Source organism: Paenibacillus sinensis (assembly GCF_019904155.1).
Classification (GTDB): Bacteria; Bacillota; Bacilli; order Paenibacillales; family Paenibacillaceae; genus Paenibacillus_AQ; species Paenibacillus_AQ sinensis.
In genome coordinates this window covers 1-15732 of sequence record NZ_JAHCMB010000202.1, presented here as the reverse complement: position 1 = coordinate 15732, position 15732 = coordinate 1, and the positions used below count along the sequence as shown (strand labels likewise).

15 protein-coding genes are annotated in these 15732 nt (G+C 56.6%); 8 read left to right on the top strand and 7 right to left on the bottom strand.

The window, feature by feature from the left end; genetic code table 11:
* Window positions 1–140 precede the first annotated feature (140 nt).
* Window positions 141–1055 (top strand): hypothetical protein, encoded by a 915-nt coding sequence (locus KIH86_RS25220; RefSeq protein WP_223081050.1) that lies wholly within the window; start codon window positions 141–143, stop codon window positions 1053–1055.
* A 240-nt stretch (window positions 1056–1295) separates the two neighbouring features.
* Here the strand turns inward: KIH86_RS25220 and kduD are convergent, their stop codons facing one another.
* From kduD to kduI, 3 genes are read right to left on the bottom strand one after another with little or no spacing between them, the layout of a single operon-like run.
* On the bottom strand, window positions 1296–2051 hold the full coding sequence (gene kduD / locus KIH86_RS25215) for a 2-dehydro-3-deoxy-D-gluconate 5-dehydrogenase KduD (protein ID WP_223081051.1): 756 nt from the start codon (window positions 2049–2051) through the stop codon (window positions 1296–1298).
* A 45-nt stretch (window positions 2052–2096) separates the two neighbouring features.
* Window positions 2097–2852, bottom strand: coding sequence for a DeoR/GlpR family DNA-binding transcription regulator (locus KIH86_RS25210; protein ID WP_223081052.1), 756 nt, complete (start codon window positions 2850–2852; stop codon window positions 2097–2099).
* A 38-nt stretch (window positions 2853–2890) separates the two neighbouring features.
* The gene (gene kduI / locus KIH86_RS25205; RefSeq protein ID WP_223081053.1) at window positions 2891–3724 is read right to left on the bottom strand and encodes a 5-dehydro-4-deoxy-D-glucuronate isomerase; all 834 of its coding nucleotides are present in this window, start codon (window positions 3722–3724) and stop codon (window positions 2891–2893) included.
* 182 nt (window positions 3725–3906) lie between these two features.
* On the opposite strand from kduI, the gene KIH86_RS25200 reads away from it, so the two are divergent.
* Both KIH86_RS25200 and KIH86_RS25195 read left to right on the top strand, forming a co-directional pair.
* Window positions 3907–5577, top strand: a complete 1671-nt coding sequence (locus KIH86_RS25200; RefSeq protein ID WP_223081054.1) for a hypothetical protein — start codon at window positions 3907–3909, stop codon at window positions 5575–5577.
* 85 nt (window positions 5578–5662) lie between these two features.
* Window positions 5663–6298 carry a copper amine oxidase N-terminal domain-containing protein gene (locus KIH86_RS25195; RefSeq protein ID WP_235775595.1) on the top strand — a complete coding sequence of 212 codons (636 nt, stop codon included), beginning with the start codon at window positions 5663–5665 and terminating at the stop codon, window positions 6296–6298.
* 365 nt (window positions 6299–6663) lie between these two features.
* On the opposite strand, the gene KIH86_RS25190 is transcribed toward KIH86_RS25195, so the two are convergent.
* Entirely contained in the window at window positions 6664–7599 is a 936-nt protein-coding gene (locus KIH86_RS25190) for a helix-turn-helix transcriptional regulator (protein WP_223081055.1), read from the bottom strand.
* A gap of 304 nt (window positions 7600–7903) precedes the next feature.
* On the opposite strand from KIH86_RS25190, the gene KIH86_RS25185 reads away from it, so the two are divergent.
* Window positions 7904–8743 carry a sulfite exporter TauE/SafE family protein gene (locus tag KIH86_RS25185; RefSeq protein WP_223081056.1) on the top strand — a complete coding sequence of 280 codons (840 nt, stop codon included), beginning with the start codon at window positions 7904–7906 and terminating at the stop codon, window positions 8741–8743.
* A 509-nt stretch (window positions 8744–9252) separates the two neighbouring features.
* On the opposite strand, the gene KIH86_RS25180 is transcribed toward KIH86_RS25185, so the two are convergent.
* The 3 genes from KIH86_RS25180 to KIH86_RS25170 are packed head-to-tail and all read right to left on the bottom strand — an operon-like array spanning window position 9253 to window position 10891.
* Window positions 9253–9825, bottom strand: a complete 573-nt coding sequence (locus KIH86_RS25180; protein ID WP_223081057.1) for a guanylate kinase — start codon at window positions 9823–9825, stop codon at window positions 9253–9255.
* Between the two features lie 3 nt (window positions 9826–9828).
* Window positions 9829–10275 (bottom strand): GNAT family N-acetyltransferase, encoded by a 447-nt coding sequence (locus KIH86_RS25175; RefSeq protein WP_223081058.1) that lies wholly within the window; start codon window positions 10273–10275, stop codon window positions 9829–9831.
* A gap of 58 nt (window positions 10276–10333) precedes the next feature.
* Entirely contained in the window at window positions 10334–10891 is a 558-nt protein-coding gene (locus tag KIH86_RS25170; protein ID WP_223081059.1) for a GbsR/MarR family transcriptional regulator, read from the bottom strand.
* A 261-nt stretch (window positions 10892–11152) separates the two neighbouring features.
* Here KIH86_RS25170 and KIH86_RS25165 point away from each other — a divergent pair, with 261 nt between their 5' ends.
* The 4 genes from KIH86_RS25165 (at window position 11153) to guaD (ending at window position 15611) form a co-directional block, all read left to right on the top strand.
* Window positions 11153–12349, top strand: a complete 1197-nt coding sequence (locus KIH86_RS25165; protein WP_223081060.1) for a quaternary amine ABC transporter ATP-binding protein — start codon at window positions 11153–11155, stop codon at window positions 12347–12349.
* Window positions 12346–13179 (top strand): ABC transporter permease, encoded by an 834-nt coding sequence (locus KIH86_RS25160; protein ID WP_223081061.1) that lies wholly within the window; start codon window positions 12346–12348, stop codon window positions 13177–13179. Before KIH86_RS25165 ends, KIH86_RS25160 begins: the two co-directional genes overlap by 4 nt.
* A 12-nt stretch (window positions 13180–13191) precedes the next feature.
* Window positions 13192–14082: a glycine betaine ABC transporter substrate-binding protein gene (locus tag KIH86_RS25155; protein ID WP_223081062.1), complete on the top strand. Its 891-nt coding sequence runs from the start codon at window positions 13192–13194 to the stop codon at window positions 14080–14082.
* Window positions 14083–14255: 173 nt separating this feature from the next.
* The gene (gene guaD / locus KIH86_RS25150; RefSeq protein ID WP_223081063.1) at window positions 14256–15611 is read left to right on the top strand and encodes a guanine deaminase; all 1356 of its coding nucleotides are present in this window, start codon (window positions 14256–14258) and stop codon (window positions 15609–15611) included.
* Window positions 15612–15732: the final 121 nt, after the last annotated feature.

Genomic DNA, 15732 nt, shown 5'->3' with positions numbered 1-15732 from the left:
CGCGTCCCGGAGGCAGAGCTGCCCGGGGCGCAACACACGCCTGCTTCCGCCGCCTTCTTGAGGAAGCAGGAAAGCGCATTTAATCTATGATATGATCTAGTTATAGACTCGATTGTCCGCCCAAGAAGGAGAGAGAACTGTTGAACGACAAGGTGAAGGAAGCTTACGAGTTTCTGGGACTTCCCGAAGAGGTCCAGATGGAAGAAGTGAACCGCCGTTTTGACATGCTGCTGAAGCGCCGCCGCTCGATTGGAGCGCCCGGGACCGCCGAAGCACTGGCCTTCGAGAAGGAGGTGCAGGCCTACCGCCTGATTCTGGACACGCATGCCAAGCAGGAGACCCTCGAGGCCGAGAATAACCGGCTGCGGAAGTATGGACGCTTCGCCGGAACGGCCCGGCGGCTGGAGGATTTCTTCAGATTATACCGGACACAGGTCTTACTGGTAATCGTCGCTGTGGCTGTGCTGATTGGAGGCGGAATCGCCTATAAGAATCATCTGGACAAACAGCGCTATCTCGCCAGTCTGCCTCCGGTTGATCTGAATATTATGTTCCTCGGCAACTTCATGGCCGAGGATGACCCGGAGGGAGACGGCGCCCCGCTGGAGGCGGCGATCCTGAAGTCCTTCCCGGATTGGAAGAGGGTAGAGACGCGGGTTATCCCGCTGACTTCGAACGGAGGAGCGACCGAAGTCGCTTACAGGCAGAAGGCGATGGCGGAGATGTCGGTTGATCCGCCGGATCTCGTCGTGCTCGACAAGGATACACTTGCCTGGCTGGCACAGGGAGACGGTATCGAGAAGCTGAAGGATTCCTGGCTTGCGGAATGGTTAGGCGGCAAGAGCGGAGACGGCATCGTGGAGAAGGCGGTCAATACGGACGACGGTATTGAGTCGATCTACGGCATCAATTTTACGGACAGTGAGCTGGCGGCATCCCTGCCGGTTCTCCATAACGATACGAAGCTGATCGCCGGGGTATTCGCGAACTCCAAGAATCATGATAAAGCGCTGGAGTTCTTGAAGAAAGCCGCTGAGCAAGAGTCCGCGAAGTGAGAGCGGCATTCGTCCGCCAGTTCATCGGCTGCAAGCTCCCGATGGCAAGATAATCAGTCCGCAGCCGCTTTGGCATACGGATGCCTGGAGCATTTGGCCTGGATAACAATCCCTGCTGAATACCTTTTTGCAAAATAAGCATGGATCGCGGCGGCTGCGGCTGCAACACCAAGGCAACTACAAGAAACCGGCTTCCCCAGAGGAGAGCCGGTTTCTTGTAGTTGCCTGAGTGACGGTTGTTTAGCGGGCCAGCCAGCCGCCGTCGACGCAGAGAATATGGCCGTTCAGGTAGTCGGAAGCGGCGGAAGCCAGGAATACGGCAGGGCCCTTCACGTCCTCCGGCGTACCCCAGCGGCCCGCCGGAATACGGTCGAGAATGGAGTTCGAACGGTTCTCGTCGGCGCGGATCGGCGCGGTGTTCTCGGTCGCCATGTAGCCCGGAGCGATGGCGTTGGTGTTCACGCCGTACTGCGCCCATTCATTGGCGAACGCTTTGGTCAGGCCCGCTACGCCGTGCTTGGCGGCGGTGTAGCCCGGCACATTGATGCCCCCTTGGTAGGAGAGCATGGAGCAGATGTTGATGATTTTGCCCGATCCTCTCTCGATATAATGTCTGCCCGCGATCTGAGACAGCAGGAATACGGTGTTAAGGTTCAGGTTGATGACGTCGAACCAGTCCTTCTCACTGTGGTCCTTGGCAGGCGTACGGCGGATGATCCCGGCGTTGTTCACAAGGATGTCGACCTTGCCGGTCAGCGTAAGGGCCTGGTCGAATGCGGATTGCAGGACGCTGTGATCGCCAAGGTCGGCTTCAACGCTGAGGGCTTTCACGCCGAATGCTTCGGCCTGCTTCACGGTTTCCTCGCTGGTATTCAGCGATACGGATACGATATCGGCGCCGGCTTCGGCAAGCGCCAGGGCAATGCCCTGGCCCAGACCTTGGGCTGCACCGGTTACGAGTGCTGTCTTGCCTTTCAGGCTGAATAAAGATGACATAAGCTATATGCTCCTTTTCGGGTTGAATATGAGTGTATACTCTGTTCACCCGCAGTCGATATCGATACCGGCGGCCCGGAATACAGTCTCCGTCTCGGACGGGAGGCCCTTGTCGGTAATCAGCACATCCACTTCCTGCAAGGTCGCGAAGGTGCGGAGCGCGGTCCGGCCGAATTTATGGTGGTCGACGACGGCGATCACCTGGTTCGCTGTCTGGACGAGCGCCTGCTTATATTCCAGGGCATCTCCCGTATACACCGAAAGCCCGTGCTCGATATGGACGGCGGTAGCCGACAGAAATGCTTTTTTTATATTAAGACTGCTTACATAGGAGACAGCCTCGGGACCTGTCAGGGTATTCCGGACACGGTAGCCTCCCGGGACGACAAGCCGAATCTGATCCTTGGAAACAAGCTCGCTGATGATATGGACGTCGTTGGTAATCACGGTCAGGGGAAGATTGTCCAGCCGCCGGGCGATGGCCAGCGTAGTGCTGCCTCCGTCCAGCGCGATAATATCCTCCTGCTCGATGTAGCGGACCGCCCGCTCGGCGATTTCCGCTTTCTCGCCCGAGAATGTGCCGAGCGGCTCTCTGGAGGGGAGTATGCCGAACTGGTCGCTCTGCGCCAGCACGGCTCCGCCGTGGACGCGTCTGATCAGACCCTGCTCCTCCAGTCTGGTGAGGTCCTCGCGGATCGTCTTCCCGGTTACCTGGAGCTTCTCGCTCAGCTCGTTAACCGTAACGTCTTTCTGATTCAGCATTACTTCCATGATTAGTTCGTGCCGTCTGATCGGGTTCATGACCTGTCTGCCTCTCTTTTTCCGTGCGGATTTTGGTTCTATTGTAACTCTTTCATGGAGACAGGGTCCATATCGTCGTACCGGATGTTGTCCCCGGCCATACTCCAGATGAAGGTATAATTGCTCGTGCCTACGCCGCTGTGAATCGACCAGCTCGGAGAAATGACGGCTTCCTCATTGCGCATGATGATATGGCGCGTCTCCTTCGGCTCGCCCATCAGATGCACGACGACGGCGTCCTCCGGAAGCTCGAAATAGAAGTAGGCTTCCATCCGGCGCGGATGGGTGTGGGCCGGCATCGTGTTCCACATATTGCCCGGCTTCAGCTGGGTCAGGCCCATGACGAGCTGGCAGCTCTGAATGCCATTCGCATGAATAAGCCGGTGAATCGAGCGTTCGTTGGAGTTCTTGATGTCGCCGAGATCCGCGAATTCGGACGATTCCAGCGTTGCCTTAACCGTCGGATACGTCTTGTGGGCCGGAGCGGAATTCAGATAGAACTTCGCCGGGCTTGCGCTGTCCGCACTTTTGAACTGCACATCCTTCGTTCCCGCGCCGACATACAGGCATTCCTTGGCGTTCAGCTCATACTCGGTTCCGTCCGCCACGACGGTTCCCTTGCCGCCGACATTGATAATGCCAAGCTCGCGGCGCTCCAGAAAATAAGCGACCCCAAGCTCCTTCAGATCGGTCGCGAGCACAACCGGCTCCTTCACCGGCATGGCTCCGCCGACAATCATGCGGTCCTCGTGAGTCAGCACCAGCTTGAGTTCATCCGCCGCGAACAGCACCGGCACGTGAAACTCCTGGCGAAGACGTCCGGTGTCGAACTGCTTGACCTCATTCGGGTGGGAAGCAAAGCGTCTTTCCATGATTTTGCATGCTCCTTTTTTATAAAAAATATGGTTCGTATTAGTACAATTTACTCCATTTACGTTCATTTATCAAGGTGTGTTTTCGGATTGTTGTGTATATTTAGGTTTATAATAAGACGAATTTATTGTAAAATGAACGAGTGAGTAAGAAATGAACCGTATGGAACGGAGGCATAATGATGGGGAAAGAGGCTGCAGTTCCGAGAACGCCCCGTGAACGTCAAAGACAGCTAATCGTTGCAATTGCGGAAGAGGCGGCAGGACTGCCGCTGCTTGAAGGCGGGTTATGGTTCCATGATGATGTGCGCAACAATTTCTATTATGCGTCCTACTTGTTTGCGGCGGCCAAGGATCACTCGCTGGACGTAACCTTCGACCGAATCGAGGCGGCGGTGCAAGCGGAAAGCGTGCTGGAGCGGACGCTGCTGCTGCAGAACCGGGTCCCCGGCACGAAGCTGTTCGGCCACTGGCCTCTAGGGCTGGCGCCGGTTCCGGCGGAGGCTCCGCCGCATGAGCTTCCGGTGGAAATCATGGGCAGCCTGATGGCCTATTTCCGCAAAAGATACGGAGATGCTCTCAGCGAGCGCGTCCGGACGCTGCTGGATTCGGCGATCGGGCATGTGTACGCAAGCGTTTTTTTTCGCAAACCGCTTGAACACTATGGACATCACGAAGCGAAATATACGGCTGCCAAGCTGATCTTCGGCAGCTTGTTCGACGACAGGGAACTGTTGGAGGACGGAAGAGCCTGCCTTAAGGAGACGCTGCGCTATATCCGGGAGAGCGGCATGCCGGAATACGGCAGTCTGCCATGGTTCTGGCATTGGGTTCAGGCGTATACCTGCGCCCTGGAGATGGCCCCGGAGAGTGACGATGATCTACGCAGAAGCCTGAAGGACATGCTGGATTACTTATGGGGCCAGCGGGCGCTGTTCCATTTAAAAGGTGCCTGGGTCGGCGCCCATTCCAGAGGCTGGCCGCATGACGTGCCGGGCGACGCCAATGTGCTGCACGATTATGTGCAGTTCGGGGATTTCGCGCTGCCGGGGGAGATGCCGAGGACGGAATATGCCGGCTTTCTCTATTATGAAGCCCCGGAGGCGGCGCGGGTGCTGGCGCTGGACCGGAGTCAGCCGGCGGAAGTGAAGAAGGCCACCCGGAAGGTCGTTCCGGGCGGCCCGGCTCAGCCGGAGCTTCATTCCTATGCCTATATTGCGGAGGACTACGCCGCAGGAGGGCTGTGGGAGCGAGTGGATGAATTCGATAACGAGCAGCTTCGCTGGGCGTATTCGCTTCCTGTGAAGCCGGGGCGCCGCGTCAACCGGCTGTATTTTTTTCCGCCCGGCGACGGATATCATGAGGGCGATCCGCGTCACCAGAGCCGCCATATGGAGGTGCTGTACCGCCGGAACATGACGGCCGCCCTCTTCACGGGGCCGGATGGAAGCCTCCATCCTGTTGGCGTACTGCCGCCCGGCACATGGCTGGCGAAGCCGCGGGCGCTGTACGGAGTGGCGGCCGGCGTCTATTTCGCCGTGTACTTGTCCGGCGAATACGGACTGACCGAACGTTCGGATTATACGGAGGTTAACTTGTGTCAGCCGCAGGGCGGAGTTGTTGTCGAGGCGCTGGGAGCGGCTGAAGCCGCAGCCTCGGGAATTGCCGGGCTGGAGAACTTCGCGGAAGCGATGGAGACGGGGCGGCCCGTCTTTGAATGGGATGGAGCGGCCATCGTGTCGGTCACCTGGGACAGCTCGGCGGGCGAGCGGATATTCCTTGCAGCCAGGCCGGAGGGGCCGTATGCCTCGGTTGACGGCGTGCCGGTATCTTTTGAGGATTACTCGGTGTAGTGCGAATGCAGGATATTCCATATAATAGAAACTTCTGCCCCCTTTTTTCGTCTAATACAAAAATGAGAATTGGGGAGGGGAGTAAGTGAAGCGACTTACAAAGGTTGGCTTAGCCGGAATGGTTCTTGCGGCCGCTTTCGGTACCGGAGCTTATGCGGCGGCCATTGTGCCGAAAATCGTTGTGAATGGCAATCAGGTGAAGACAAGCTTGCAGCCCAAGATCATCGACGGGTCTGTTTTTGTTCCGATAAGGGCGATTTCAGATGGACTGGGTGCCAGCATTCAATGGAATAATGCCAATAAGACCGTTTATGTGGACTCCGATCCGGATTTTAAAATGGAGGATAGCAGCGTTGAATATGTGAATAAGCGGAATTTAGCCTTTCGGTGGATTATGGCGTATGACGAGCGAGACCATAAAGGAGTGCTGGCTCAGGTCTCCCCCAATTTTACAACGGACATTTACAATGAAAGCTTTCCGGCGGGCACTTACAATATGGCCAGCATCGTTGATATGAAGTCTGTAGCTCGAACCGATAACACACTTACTGTACGAATCGTTCAGCGGGTAACGGCCGAAGACGACTATAAGGTAAAAATTGAAAAATGGAAGTTTACCTTCGAACAAGGCAGTAAAATCAGCTCAGTCAAAATCGTTCCGAATTCTGCTGTCTATTTGGATCGGTATACTCTTTTTCCGGGAGCTAGCTTTGGAATTTAATCCCGTCCCTTAGTCAAGTTAATCTGAGGACTGATACTTTTGGGTGCGGGTGCTTATCTTTTTCGAAATTATCTCCCGATTGCTATCAAATGCTCATCCCAATGTTCCTCATAAAAAATGCTCTTGACCGCCCAAGCCGGGCGGGACAAGAGCATTTTGTTTGATCGGAGTCCTAATCATAATCTGATTCAGGCGCGATCCGCTCCACCGCAAGATGAGTGCACGGCCTCTGGCATGCTCCGCTCCACCGCAAGATGAGCGTACCGCGCCCCGCATGCTCCGCTCCACCGCAAGATGAGCGTACCGCGCCCCGCATACTCCGTTCCTCCGCAAGATCAGCGTACCGCCTCTCGTATGCTCCGCTCCTACACCTCGCCCACGATTTCCCCGCATGGCGTTACATCGTAGCCGCCGAGGCCGGCCACTTCACGCTTGAATTCGGGCGAGCGGAGAACCGCAAGCAGCGCCCGAAACGCCGGCTTGTCCATCTCCTTCCGGTCGAAGACAAGATCATAGCGTTCTCTCTTAAGCGGAATAAAATCGACCCCGGATACTTGCTCCGCTGCCTTTTCCGTGCCAAGTCCCGTGTCCACAACTCCCCGTGCAACCGCACTTGCCACGGCGATATGGCTCAGTTCCTCATGCTCGTACCCCTGGATGCGCTCCGGTTCAAGCTGCTTGCCCCGCAGCCATTCGTCCAGCATGATCCGGGTGCCGGAGCCTTTTTCCCGGTTGGCGATCGTGATTCCCGGTTCCAGCAAGCTCTCCCAGGAGCGAATGCCTTTCGGATTGCCGGGGGCGACATAGAAGCCCTGCTGGCGGAACACGAGACCGATGACGACGCTTCGCTGGCCGGGCAGCAGTCTGCGCACATAGGGGAGGTTGTATTCATCGGTCTCCCCGTCCCATAGATGGGCGGCGGCGACGTTGGCCGTTCCCCGGTACAGGGCCAGCAGCCCGTCCAGACTTCCGACATAGGAGCGCAGGGACCGGACGCCGGGATAGCCGGATTCGATATGGCGCGACAGAACGTCCAGCACAATATCCTGGCCGCAAATGATAAGGCCGTGATTGTCCAGAATGAGCTTCTCGATAGACAACGGGGGAACCGAAGTCGGCCGCTGGCCTGCGCCATAGGCGGGGCGGGTATAGGCCTCCAGGTCGGCGGGGGCGACGCGAAGCTTCTTGCCGATCCGGTAAGAGGGGAGCTCGCCGCGTTTCAGCAGATCGTAGACGGTTCCCTTGGAGATTTTCAGAATTTTGGCCACTTCCTCGGGAGAGTAGGACAAAGGATCGGTCATTGGGTGCACCTCGCATTATTTTCAGCATATCGTAAATTTGCGCTTCATTTTGCTCTTGTAACTGATTATAAACTGGGATACACTTTTTTTGAAATACGGTTTTGTTGTGTTTTATATCAAAATATAACGTTTCGTTATGTTTTGTTCAAATATAAGAGAGTATAAGCAGCACGCTTATCACAGCCTTCTATTTCTCGGTAAACGCATAGCGTCTAAGGACGCCGTAAGGCGTTTATCCTTGGATAAATTGGATTCGAACATGCAGTGGAGCCTTGCAGGTCTCCGCCGAAGGAGTGGTGTCCCCGTGAATGACAAACCCCGAAAAATGCTGCTCGCCCTGCTGACCGGTGCGCCCATCGGCTGCCTTGGAGGCTTGATCGGGCTTGGCGGCGCGGAATTCCGCCTTCCCGTGCTGGTGGGAATGTTCCGTTACAAGACCAGGCAGGCCGTCGCCTTTAACCTGGCCGTCAGCCTTGTCACCCTGCTGTCTTCCCTGGCTTTCCGGCTGCCCCATGCATCCTTTAAGGAGCTTGCGGATACGCTGCCGGTCATTCTGTCTTTTATTGCGGGCGGATTGGGCGGCGCGTATGCGGGAGCGAATTATTCCAAGAAAATGTCCGAGCGGACGCTGGAGAAGGTCATCCTGATTCTGCTGGTCTCCATCGGCACGCTGCTTGTCACGGAAGGCTTCGTTCCCATCGTTCCGGGCGGCATTCCGATGCCGCTTCCGGCCGCCGTGGCGGCGGGCGTCATATTCGGCATCCTGATCGGAATCATCAGCAGCATGCTGGGGGTCGCGGGGGGAGAACTCATTATCCCGACCCTGATGCTCGTCTACGGCGTCGATATCAAGACAGCGGGGACTGCAAGTGTGCTGATCAGCCTTCCGACCGTGGTGATGGGCATGCTGAAGCATGCCTCCCACGGGGCCTATTCGGAGCGCAAGGAGTGGAAGGAGCTGGTACTGCTGATGGGTATCGGCTCGATTATCGGGACCTTTGCCGGCGGACTGCTCATCAGCTATGTGTCTTCCCGTCTGCTTAAGTTCGTTCTTGGAGCCATCCTGATTCTGTCCGCCCTCAAAATGTTCACCAAAGCGCTCAAAACGGCCCGGAGTCAGGAAAAGCGCTCTACGGCGCTATAAAAAAGGGGGCCGTCCCAAAAGACGGCCCCTGATTGTGTTCAAGAGTTCAGTTTGTATTCCAACGGCTCCGAGACGAACGTTGCTCCCATCGCTGTTGTGTTCCGAACACAAAGACGACCGCTACCGCTTGTCCGCAATCGGTCGTCTCTCCGTGGGCCTTGGCGAAATCTCGCCAAATACAAAGCAAAAAAAGAAGCCATTCCTTGGTAAAATGGAAGTGCGACCAACCATTCGCAAGGGGCTTCATTTGTACATTCAATAACACGGGGATCGGCAAACGCCTGCCGTTAGCCATGATCATATGAGAAGACGGGGGATAGCCACCTGATCTGCGAATCCGTTGCAGCTCCCGCATGATCTGCGACCTCGCCACAGCTCCTGCCCGGTTAGCGACCTCACCGCACCGCTGTAGGTCGGGAAACCCGTCTGTCCACCGGGCGGGCACACGCTCTGCCGGAGCGGCTGCCATTCTTACTAAATTCGCACGCAGGTTCGTTAACGCCCTGAACTCAATTGCCCTGCCCCCGCAGATCCGCCAGCGCTTCGCGCAGCTTCTCCATCGCGATGTCGATACCAGAGCCGTCACTGTTCCAGATGACGGCATCCGCCCCCGCCCGGTAAGCTTCGCCCAGTTCTTGTTCCAGCGCTTTCTTCAGCCGGGCGGCGCTTTCGGCCGGATCACCGCCCCGCTCCGAGAGCCTCCGGGCCAGCGAATCGGGATCGGCACCGATGTAGACGGCCGACACCTTGCCCGGATAAGCGGCCTTCAGCGCAGTCACACCCGCCAGGTCCAGGATCATGACTGCATCATGCGAACCGGCAAGCGCCTCCCCGATGCTGGACAGCAGCGTGCCGTATAGCTCGCCGTTATACTCCGTCCACTCGGCGAACCCGCCCACTCCGGCACGCTTCCGGAAGCTGTCCCGGTCCAGGAACCGATAGTGTACGCCATCTTGTTCTTCGGGGCGCGGCGGGCGGGTTGTCGCCGTAATAATCCGGACATAGCCTTCCTCCAGCAGGCGGCGCTGAAGCTCGCTCTTGCCGGCGGCCGACGGTCCGTAGAGAATGAACAGGCGCCCCATAGGCTATGCCTCCTTTAACAGCATATCGAGATGCGGAATGCCGTCTTCGTCATAGACTTCCGATACCGGAATGAACCCGAAGGAGGTGTAGAATGACTGCAGATAAGCCTGGGCCTGGATTTTCACGCCGGTCTCTCCCGAAGTATCCCGGATAAAAGCCAGCCCGCGCGTCAGCAGCTCACGGCCAAGTCCGGTTCCGCGTCTCGAAGCGTCCACGATAAAGCGGCCGACCGAGGCTTCCGGATAGGACAGCCCGGGCGGCAGAATACGGAGGTAGGCGATCAGTTCCCCCTGATCCTCCAGGAACAGATGATGGCAGGAGGGGTCTTTGCCGTCCACCTCCGGATACGGGCAGTTCTGCTCCACGACAAAAATATCGGTTCTCGCTTTCAGAATGCGGTAAAGCTCCAGATTGGACAATTCCTCGAAGGTCTTCAGATGCCAGTTCACTGTCTTCACCTCAACCGTATGAATGCCGTGCTCTTGAATGATGCAAGGCGATTCTTCCCTATTCTTCTTTCGGAATAAGCTCGTAAATTTTCCCCGTCTCCAGCGCCTCGATCAGTCTCAGCAGCCAGCGGTAATATTTCAGGGCGTCAACGATCTTCTGCTCGTCATTAGCCAGCAGAGCCGTCACCTGCTCCTTGTCTTCGTATTCATGCTTCATGTCCTGAATTTCTTTAAGCGTCCGGTTCATGACATTCATGTTGCTCTCGACCGCTTTTCTCCATTTGATGGAGAAGTAGTCGCTGAAGGTCTGATACCAGTCGGATGAGGGCTCGAAGAGATCCTTGCGCGTGCCTTTTCCCCAAACCTTCTCAATCATCTTCAAATCCAGCAGCGTACGGACGCCGGTGCTCATGGATGTCTTGCTCATGCCAAGCGATTGGCTCAGCTCGTCCAGCGTGACGGGTCCCTGTTTGAAATACATATATCCATATAAATGCCCGATGGACAGGGTAACGCCATAGAGATCCATGTTCTTGCCGATGGAGTCGATGACGCGCTCCCGTGTCTTGCGTATGCGTTCAGTCTGCTCGGGCGTCAGCCCTTCTATATCGTACATGCTGTCCCTCCTGAAGGAAGCTTATGATTTCACAAAATCTCTCCTAGTGTATTGTAATCTCAACCCGGAAAAGAAGTAAAGAAAGCATGAAAGATGAAAAAGGGAGGAAAACGGAGCATTCGTTACATAAAGTTTGTAAAGTAAAAACTGTACGTTAAATTATAACGGTATACACTATTTGCCCAAAACTCCCCCAAAACGATACACTAATCCAAGTGAATGACCCGGAATCAAAGACAGGAGAAGGGGGAGAAACGCTCCATGACTATACTTGAAGTGAAGCAGCTGACCAAAATATTCGGTCAGGACGTCCGCAAGGGTCTCGCGCTGCTGGACCAGGGCTGGTCCAAAGAGCGGATCGCCAGGGAAGCCAAGCTGACCGTCGGCGTGAACCGGGCGGATTTTCAAATTAAGGAAGGCGAAATCTTCGTTATTATGGGCCTTTCGGGCAGCGGGAAATCAACGCTCGTCCGTCTGCTTAACCGGCTGATCGACCCGACAGCGGGCCAGATTCTGTATCGGGGACAAGATGTCGTCAAGATGAATGCCGAGGAGCTTCGTCAGTTCCGGCGCAAGAATATCGGTATGGTGTTTCAAAAGTTTGGCCTGTTCCCGCACCGGACGGTGCTTGGCAATGCGGAATACGGCCTTGAGGTTCAAGGTGTGGATAAAAAAGAGCGCCGCGAGCGCGCCCGGCAGGCACTGGAGCTTGTCGGTCTGGGCGGATGGGAGAATCATCGTCCCGACCAGCTCAGCGGCGGCATGCAGCAGAGGGTCGGCCTGGCCAGAGGTCTGGCCAATGATCCCGACATTCTGCTGATGGACGAAGCGTTCAGCGCGCTGGACCCGCTGATTCGCAAGGATATGCAGCAGGAGCTGCTGGAATTGCAGGACCGGGTGAAGAAGACGATCGTCTTTATCACCCATGATCTGGACGAGGCGCTGCGGATCGGCGACCGGATCGCTTTGATGAAGGACGGCGTGATCGTTCAAATCGGAACGCCGGAGGAAATTTTGATTCAGCCTGCCAACAAATACGTTGAGCGCTTCGTCGAAGACGTCGATCTGTCCAAGGTGCTTACCGCTGCGCATGTCATGAAGCAGCCGGAAATGATCCGCCCCGAGCGCGGACCGCGCGTCGCGCTTCAACTGATGCGGGACAGCGGCGTGTCCAGTCTGTATGTGGCGGACAAGGACATGAAGCTGCAGGGAATCATTACGGCGGATGACGCCTCGGCCGCTCTGAAGGAAGGCAAGGCGATTCCGGATGTCATGCACCGGGAGGTTCCGCATGTCGGCCCGGATACGCTGCTGAACGATCTGTTCGAGCTGATGGGCGAGACCCATCTGCCCGTCGCCGTGACGGATGAGCAGGAGCGCCTGAAAGGGATCGTTATCAAAGGAGCGGTTCTATCCGCGCTTGCGGGCAATGCCGTTCCCGAAGGAGGTGCGAGATGAATATACCCAAGCTGCCGCTCGGCAATTTTATTGAAAAGATTGAAGATTGGCTCACACTGTACTTCGGTCCCGTATTCGACTTCATCCATTCGATCATCGGCGGGATGGTCGGCGGTATTGAGACAGGACTGACCTTCCTGCCCGCCATTGTGGTCATTCTGCTGATTACGGCGCTCGCTTACTGGATCGGAAAATGGCGGCTGGCGCTCTTCGCGCTGATCGGCCTGCTGCTGATTGACAATCTGGGATTGTGGGGACCGTCCATGCAGTCGCTGGCGCTGGTGCTGACGGCATCCGTGCTGGCTGTGCTGATCGGCGTTCCCATCGGCATTCTCTGCGCGCAGAGTACAGCGGTGCGGAATATCGTAACGCCGGTGCTGGATTTCATGCAGACGATGCCGGCCTTCGTCTATTTGCTGCCTGCGGTATCGTTCTTCTCGCTGGGCGTCGTTCCCGGCGTCATCGCTTCTATTATTTTTGCGATTCCGCCGACAATCCGTCTGACCAATCTGGGCATCCGGCAGGTGTCGGATGAGCTTGTGGAAGCGGCTGACGCTTTCGGCTCAACCCCGGGCCAGAAGCTGTTCAAGCTGCAGCTGCCGATCGCTCTGCCAACCATTATGGCCGGCGTGAACCAGACGATTATGCTGTCGCTGTCGATGGTCGTCATTTCCTCGATGATCGGGGCCCAGGGCGTTGGCGCCTATGTGTACCGCGCCGTGTCGCAGGCTAATACCGGGGCCGGCTTCGAGGCCGGTATCGCGATTGTCGTGCTCGCCATTCTGCTGGATCGTCTGACCCAGAATGCGCTTAAACTGAAACAGAAATAGGAGGATTCATTCATGAACCAACCAAATCGCCGCAAGCTGTTCGCTGTCCTGATGTCCGGTCTTCTGCTGTCCGCCGTTATGCTGGCGGGCTGCTCCAGCTCCGCTTCAGGCGGCTCGAACAGCGTTAAACTGGCTTATGTGGCCTGGGATTCCGAGATTGCAAGCACCTATGTTGTGAAAGAGGTACTGGAATCCAAGCTGAACAAGAAGGTGGAAATGCTTCAGGTCGACGCGGGTCCGATGTTCGCGGGCGTCGCTGACGGAAGCGCGGACGCCATGGTAGCCGCCTGGCTGCCAAGCACGCATGCTTCCTACCTGGAGAAATACGGGAAGGATATGGAGGATCTCGGAGCCAATCTGGAAGGAACGAAGATCGGTCTGACTGTACCTGCTTATATGGATATCGATTCGATCGAGGATCTGGGCAATAAGACCGTAGCCGGATCATTGGATCACAAGATTATCGGCATCGAGCCCGGTGCGGGCATCATGACCGCTACCGGCAAGGCGTTGACGGAGTACAAGCTGGACAATTACACGCTGGTCGAGAGCTCCTCGGCCGCCATGGCCCAGGAACTGCAAAAGGCTTATGACAGCAAGAAGCCGATCGTCGTAACGGGCTGGACGCCGCATTGGATGTTTGCGAAGATGGATCTCAAGTATCTGGATGATCCGAAGGGCGTGTACGGCGGAGACGAGCAAATCCATACGATGGTCCGCAAGGGGCTTCAAGACGATCAGCCGGATGTGTACAAGCTGCTGGATCAGTTCAAGTGGACGCCTGACGATATGGCGCAGGTGATGGTAGCCATCCAGGGCGGCCAGTCTCCGGAGGATGCCGCCAAGGCATGGGTAGAAGCCAACCCGGACAAGGTGAACCGCTGGATCGCAGGAATCGAGTAATCGGCACAACTGCAAGCTGAGCAGCTGCACCCCTGCGCCACTGCATCTCTGCACCCCGAAAGGGGTGTTTTCTTTTTCCCATGTGGACATGAATCCGGCGCAAGCTTAACATGAAGGAAGAAGATGAACCATCATCGACGATAATGCTGATAAAGAGTGGTGGAACTGCAATTATGAAGACATATGCGCTCGTGTTTCAGGGGACGGCTTATACAAGCAAGTCTTCCAAAGAGGTTGAGGTGCTTGAGGATCATCTGTTCTGCGTGAACGATGACGGGATGATCGAGAGGGTCGTTGCTCCCGGCGATCCCGATTACCGAACCATTGAGGATACCCATCAGGTACGGCGTCTGGCCGAAGGGCAGTACCTGCTCCCCGGATTTATCGACCTGCATGTTCATGCCCCGCAGTGGGCCCAGGCTGGTCTTGCGCTGGATGTACCGCTGTATGAGTGGCTTCATACGCATACCTTTCCGCTTGAGTCGAAATTCTCCGACCTGGAGTTCGCTGCGGACGTATATCAGGACCTGGTTGGCACGCTGCTGGCGAACGGAACGACAACGGCTCTTTATTTCGCCACGGTCCATAAGGAAGCCAGTCTGCTTCTGGCCGAAATCTGCGCGAATAAGGGGCAGCGGGGGCTGGTCGGCAAGGTTGTGATGGATGATCCGGAGCAGAATCCTGATTACTACCGGGATACCGATACGGAGACGGCGCTCGCCGAGACGGAACAATTCATCCGGAAGGTCAAGGAACTTGCGAAATCCGTCAAGCAGGGCGTCTATCCGGTCGTCACTCCGCGGTTTATACCGAGCTGTACGGACGAAGCCCTGAAAGGGCTGGGTGAACTGGCCGCCAAATACGACGTCCACATTCAATCGCATTGCAGCGAGAGCGACTGGGCTCATGATTATGTACAGAAACGCTGCGGCAAGCATGACGCTGCGGCGCTTCATGATTTCGGGTTGTTGGGCCAAAAGTCCGTGATGGCGCATTGCAATTTTCTCGATGACGCAGACGCGGACCTCTTTGCCAGAACGGGGACGGCCATCGGCCATTGTCCGCTCTCCAACGCCTATTTCGCCAACGCCGTGCTGCCGCTGGCCCGCTGGATGGACAAGGGCGTAGAGATCGGGCTGGGCACCGACATCTCGGCTGGATACACGCCAAGCCTGTATGATAACGCCAGGCAAGCCGTCATTTCCTCCAGAATGCTGGAGGATGGCGTAGACACGGCGCTCCCCGCCGATCGGCGCGGCGTTCCGGAATCGCGCATAACGATCGACGAGGCGTTCTATCTGGCGACGGCCGGCGGGGGCGAGGCCCTCAGTCTCCCGATCGGCAGGTTGGCCGAAGGCTGCGCCTGGGACGTGCAGATCATCGATATGGCTGCGGGGGGCGCGAAGCTTCCGGGTCTTGGCGGGAGAGATTCTAAGCGCGATCTGTTCCAGCGGATCATGTATCTCTGCCGTCCCGAGCACATCCGGGAGGTATGGGTTCAAGGAGAAATCGTCCATTCCCGCTCGTAAAAATGAAGCTTGAAAATGAAGCTTCACAGGAGACCGCCCCCGGGCAATGTCATTAAGATAAGGCACAGGCCCAAAAATGAAGAAAAAGAGCAGGTCATCGTACAGATGGCTCGCTCTTTTT

Coding starts and splice junctions, on each gene's coding strand:
- kduD (WP_223081051.1), bottom strand. CDS start 2,051: ATGTCATCTTTATTCAGCCTGAAAGGCAAGACAGCACTCGTAACCGGT.
- KIH86_RS25210 (WP_223081052.1), bottom strand. CDS start 2,852: ATGAACCCGATCAGACGGCACGAACTAATCATGGAAGTAATGCTGAAT.
- kduI (WP_223081053.1), bottom strand. CDS start 3,724: ATGGAAAGACGCTTTGCTTCCCACCCGAATGAGGTCAAGCAGTTCGAC.
- KIH86_RS25200 (WP_223081054.1), top strand. CDS start 3,907: ATGGGGAAAGAGGCTGCAGTTCCGAGAACGCCCCGTGAACGTCAAAGA.
- KIH86_RS25190 (WP_223081055.1), bottom strand. CDS start 7,599: ATGACCGATCCTTTGTCCTACTCTCCCGAGGAAGTGGCCAAAATTCTG.
- KIH86_RS25180 (WP_223081057.1), bottom strand. CDS start 9,825: ATGGGGCGCCTGTTCATTCTCTACGGACCGTCGGCCGCCGGCAAGAGC.
- KIH86_RS25170 (WP_223081059.1), bottom strand. CDS start 10,891: ATGTACGATATAGAAGGGCTGACGCCCGAGCAGACTGAACGCATACGC.
- KIH86_RS25165 (WP_223081060.1), top strand. CDS start 11,153: ATGACTATACTTGAAGTGAAGCAGCTGACCAAAATATTCGGTCAGGAC.
- KIH86_RS25160 (WP_223081061.1), top strand. CDS start 12,346: ATGAATATACCCAAGCTGCCGCTCGGCAATTTTATTGAAAAGATTGAA.
- KIH86_RS25155 (WP_223081062.1), top strand. CDS start 13,192: ATGAACCAACCAAATCGCCGCAAGCTGTTCGCTGTCCTGATGTCCGGT.
- guaD (WP_223081063.1), top strand. CDS start 14,256: ATGAAGACATATGCGCTCGTGTTTCAGGGGACGGCTTATACAAGCAAG.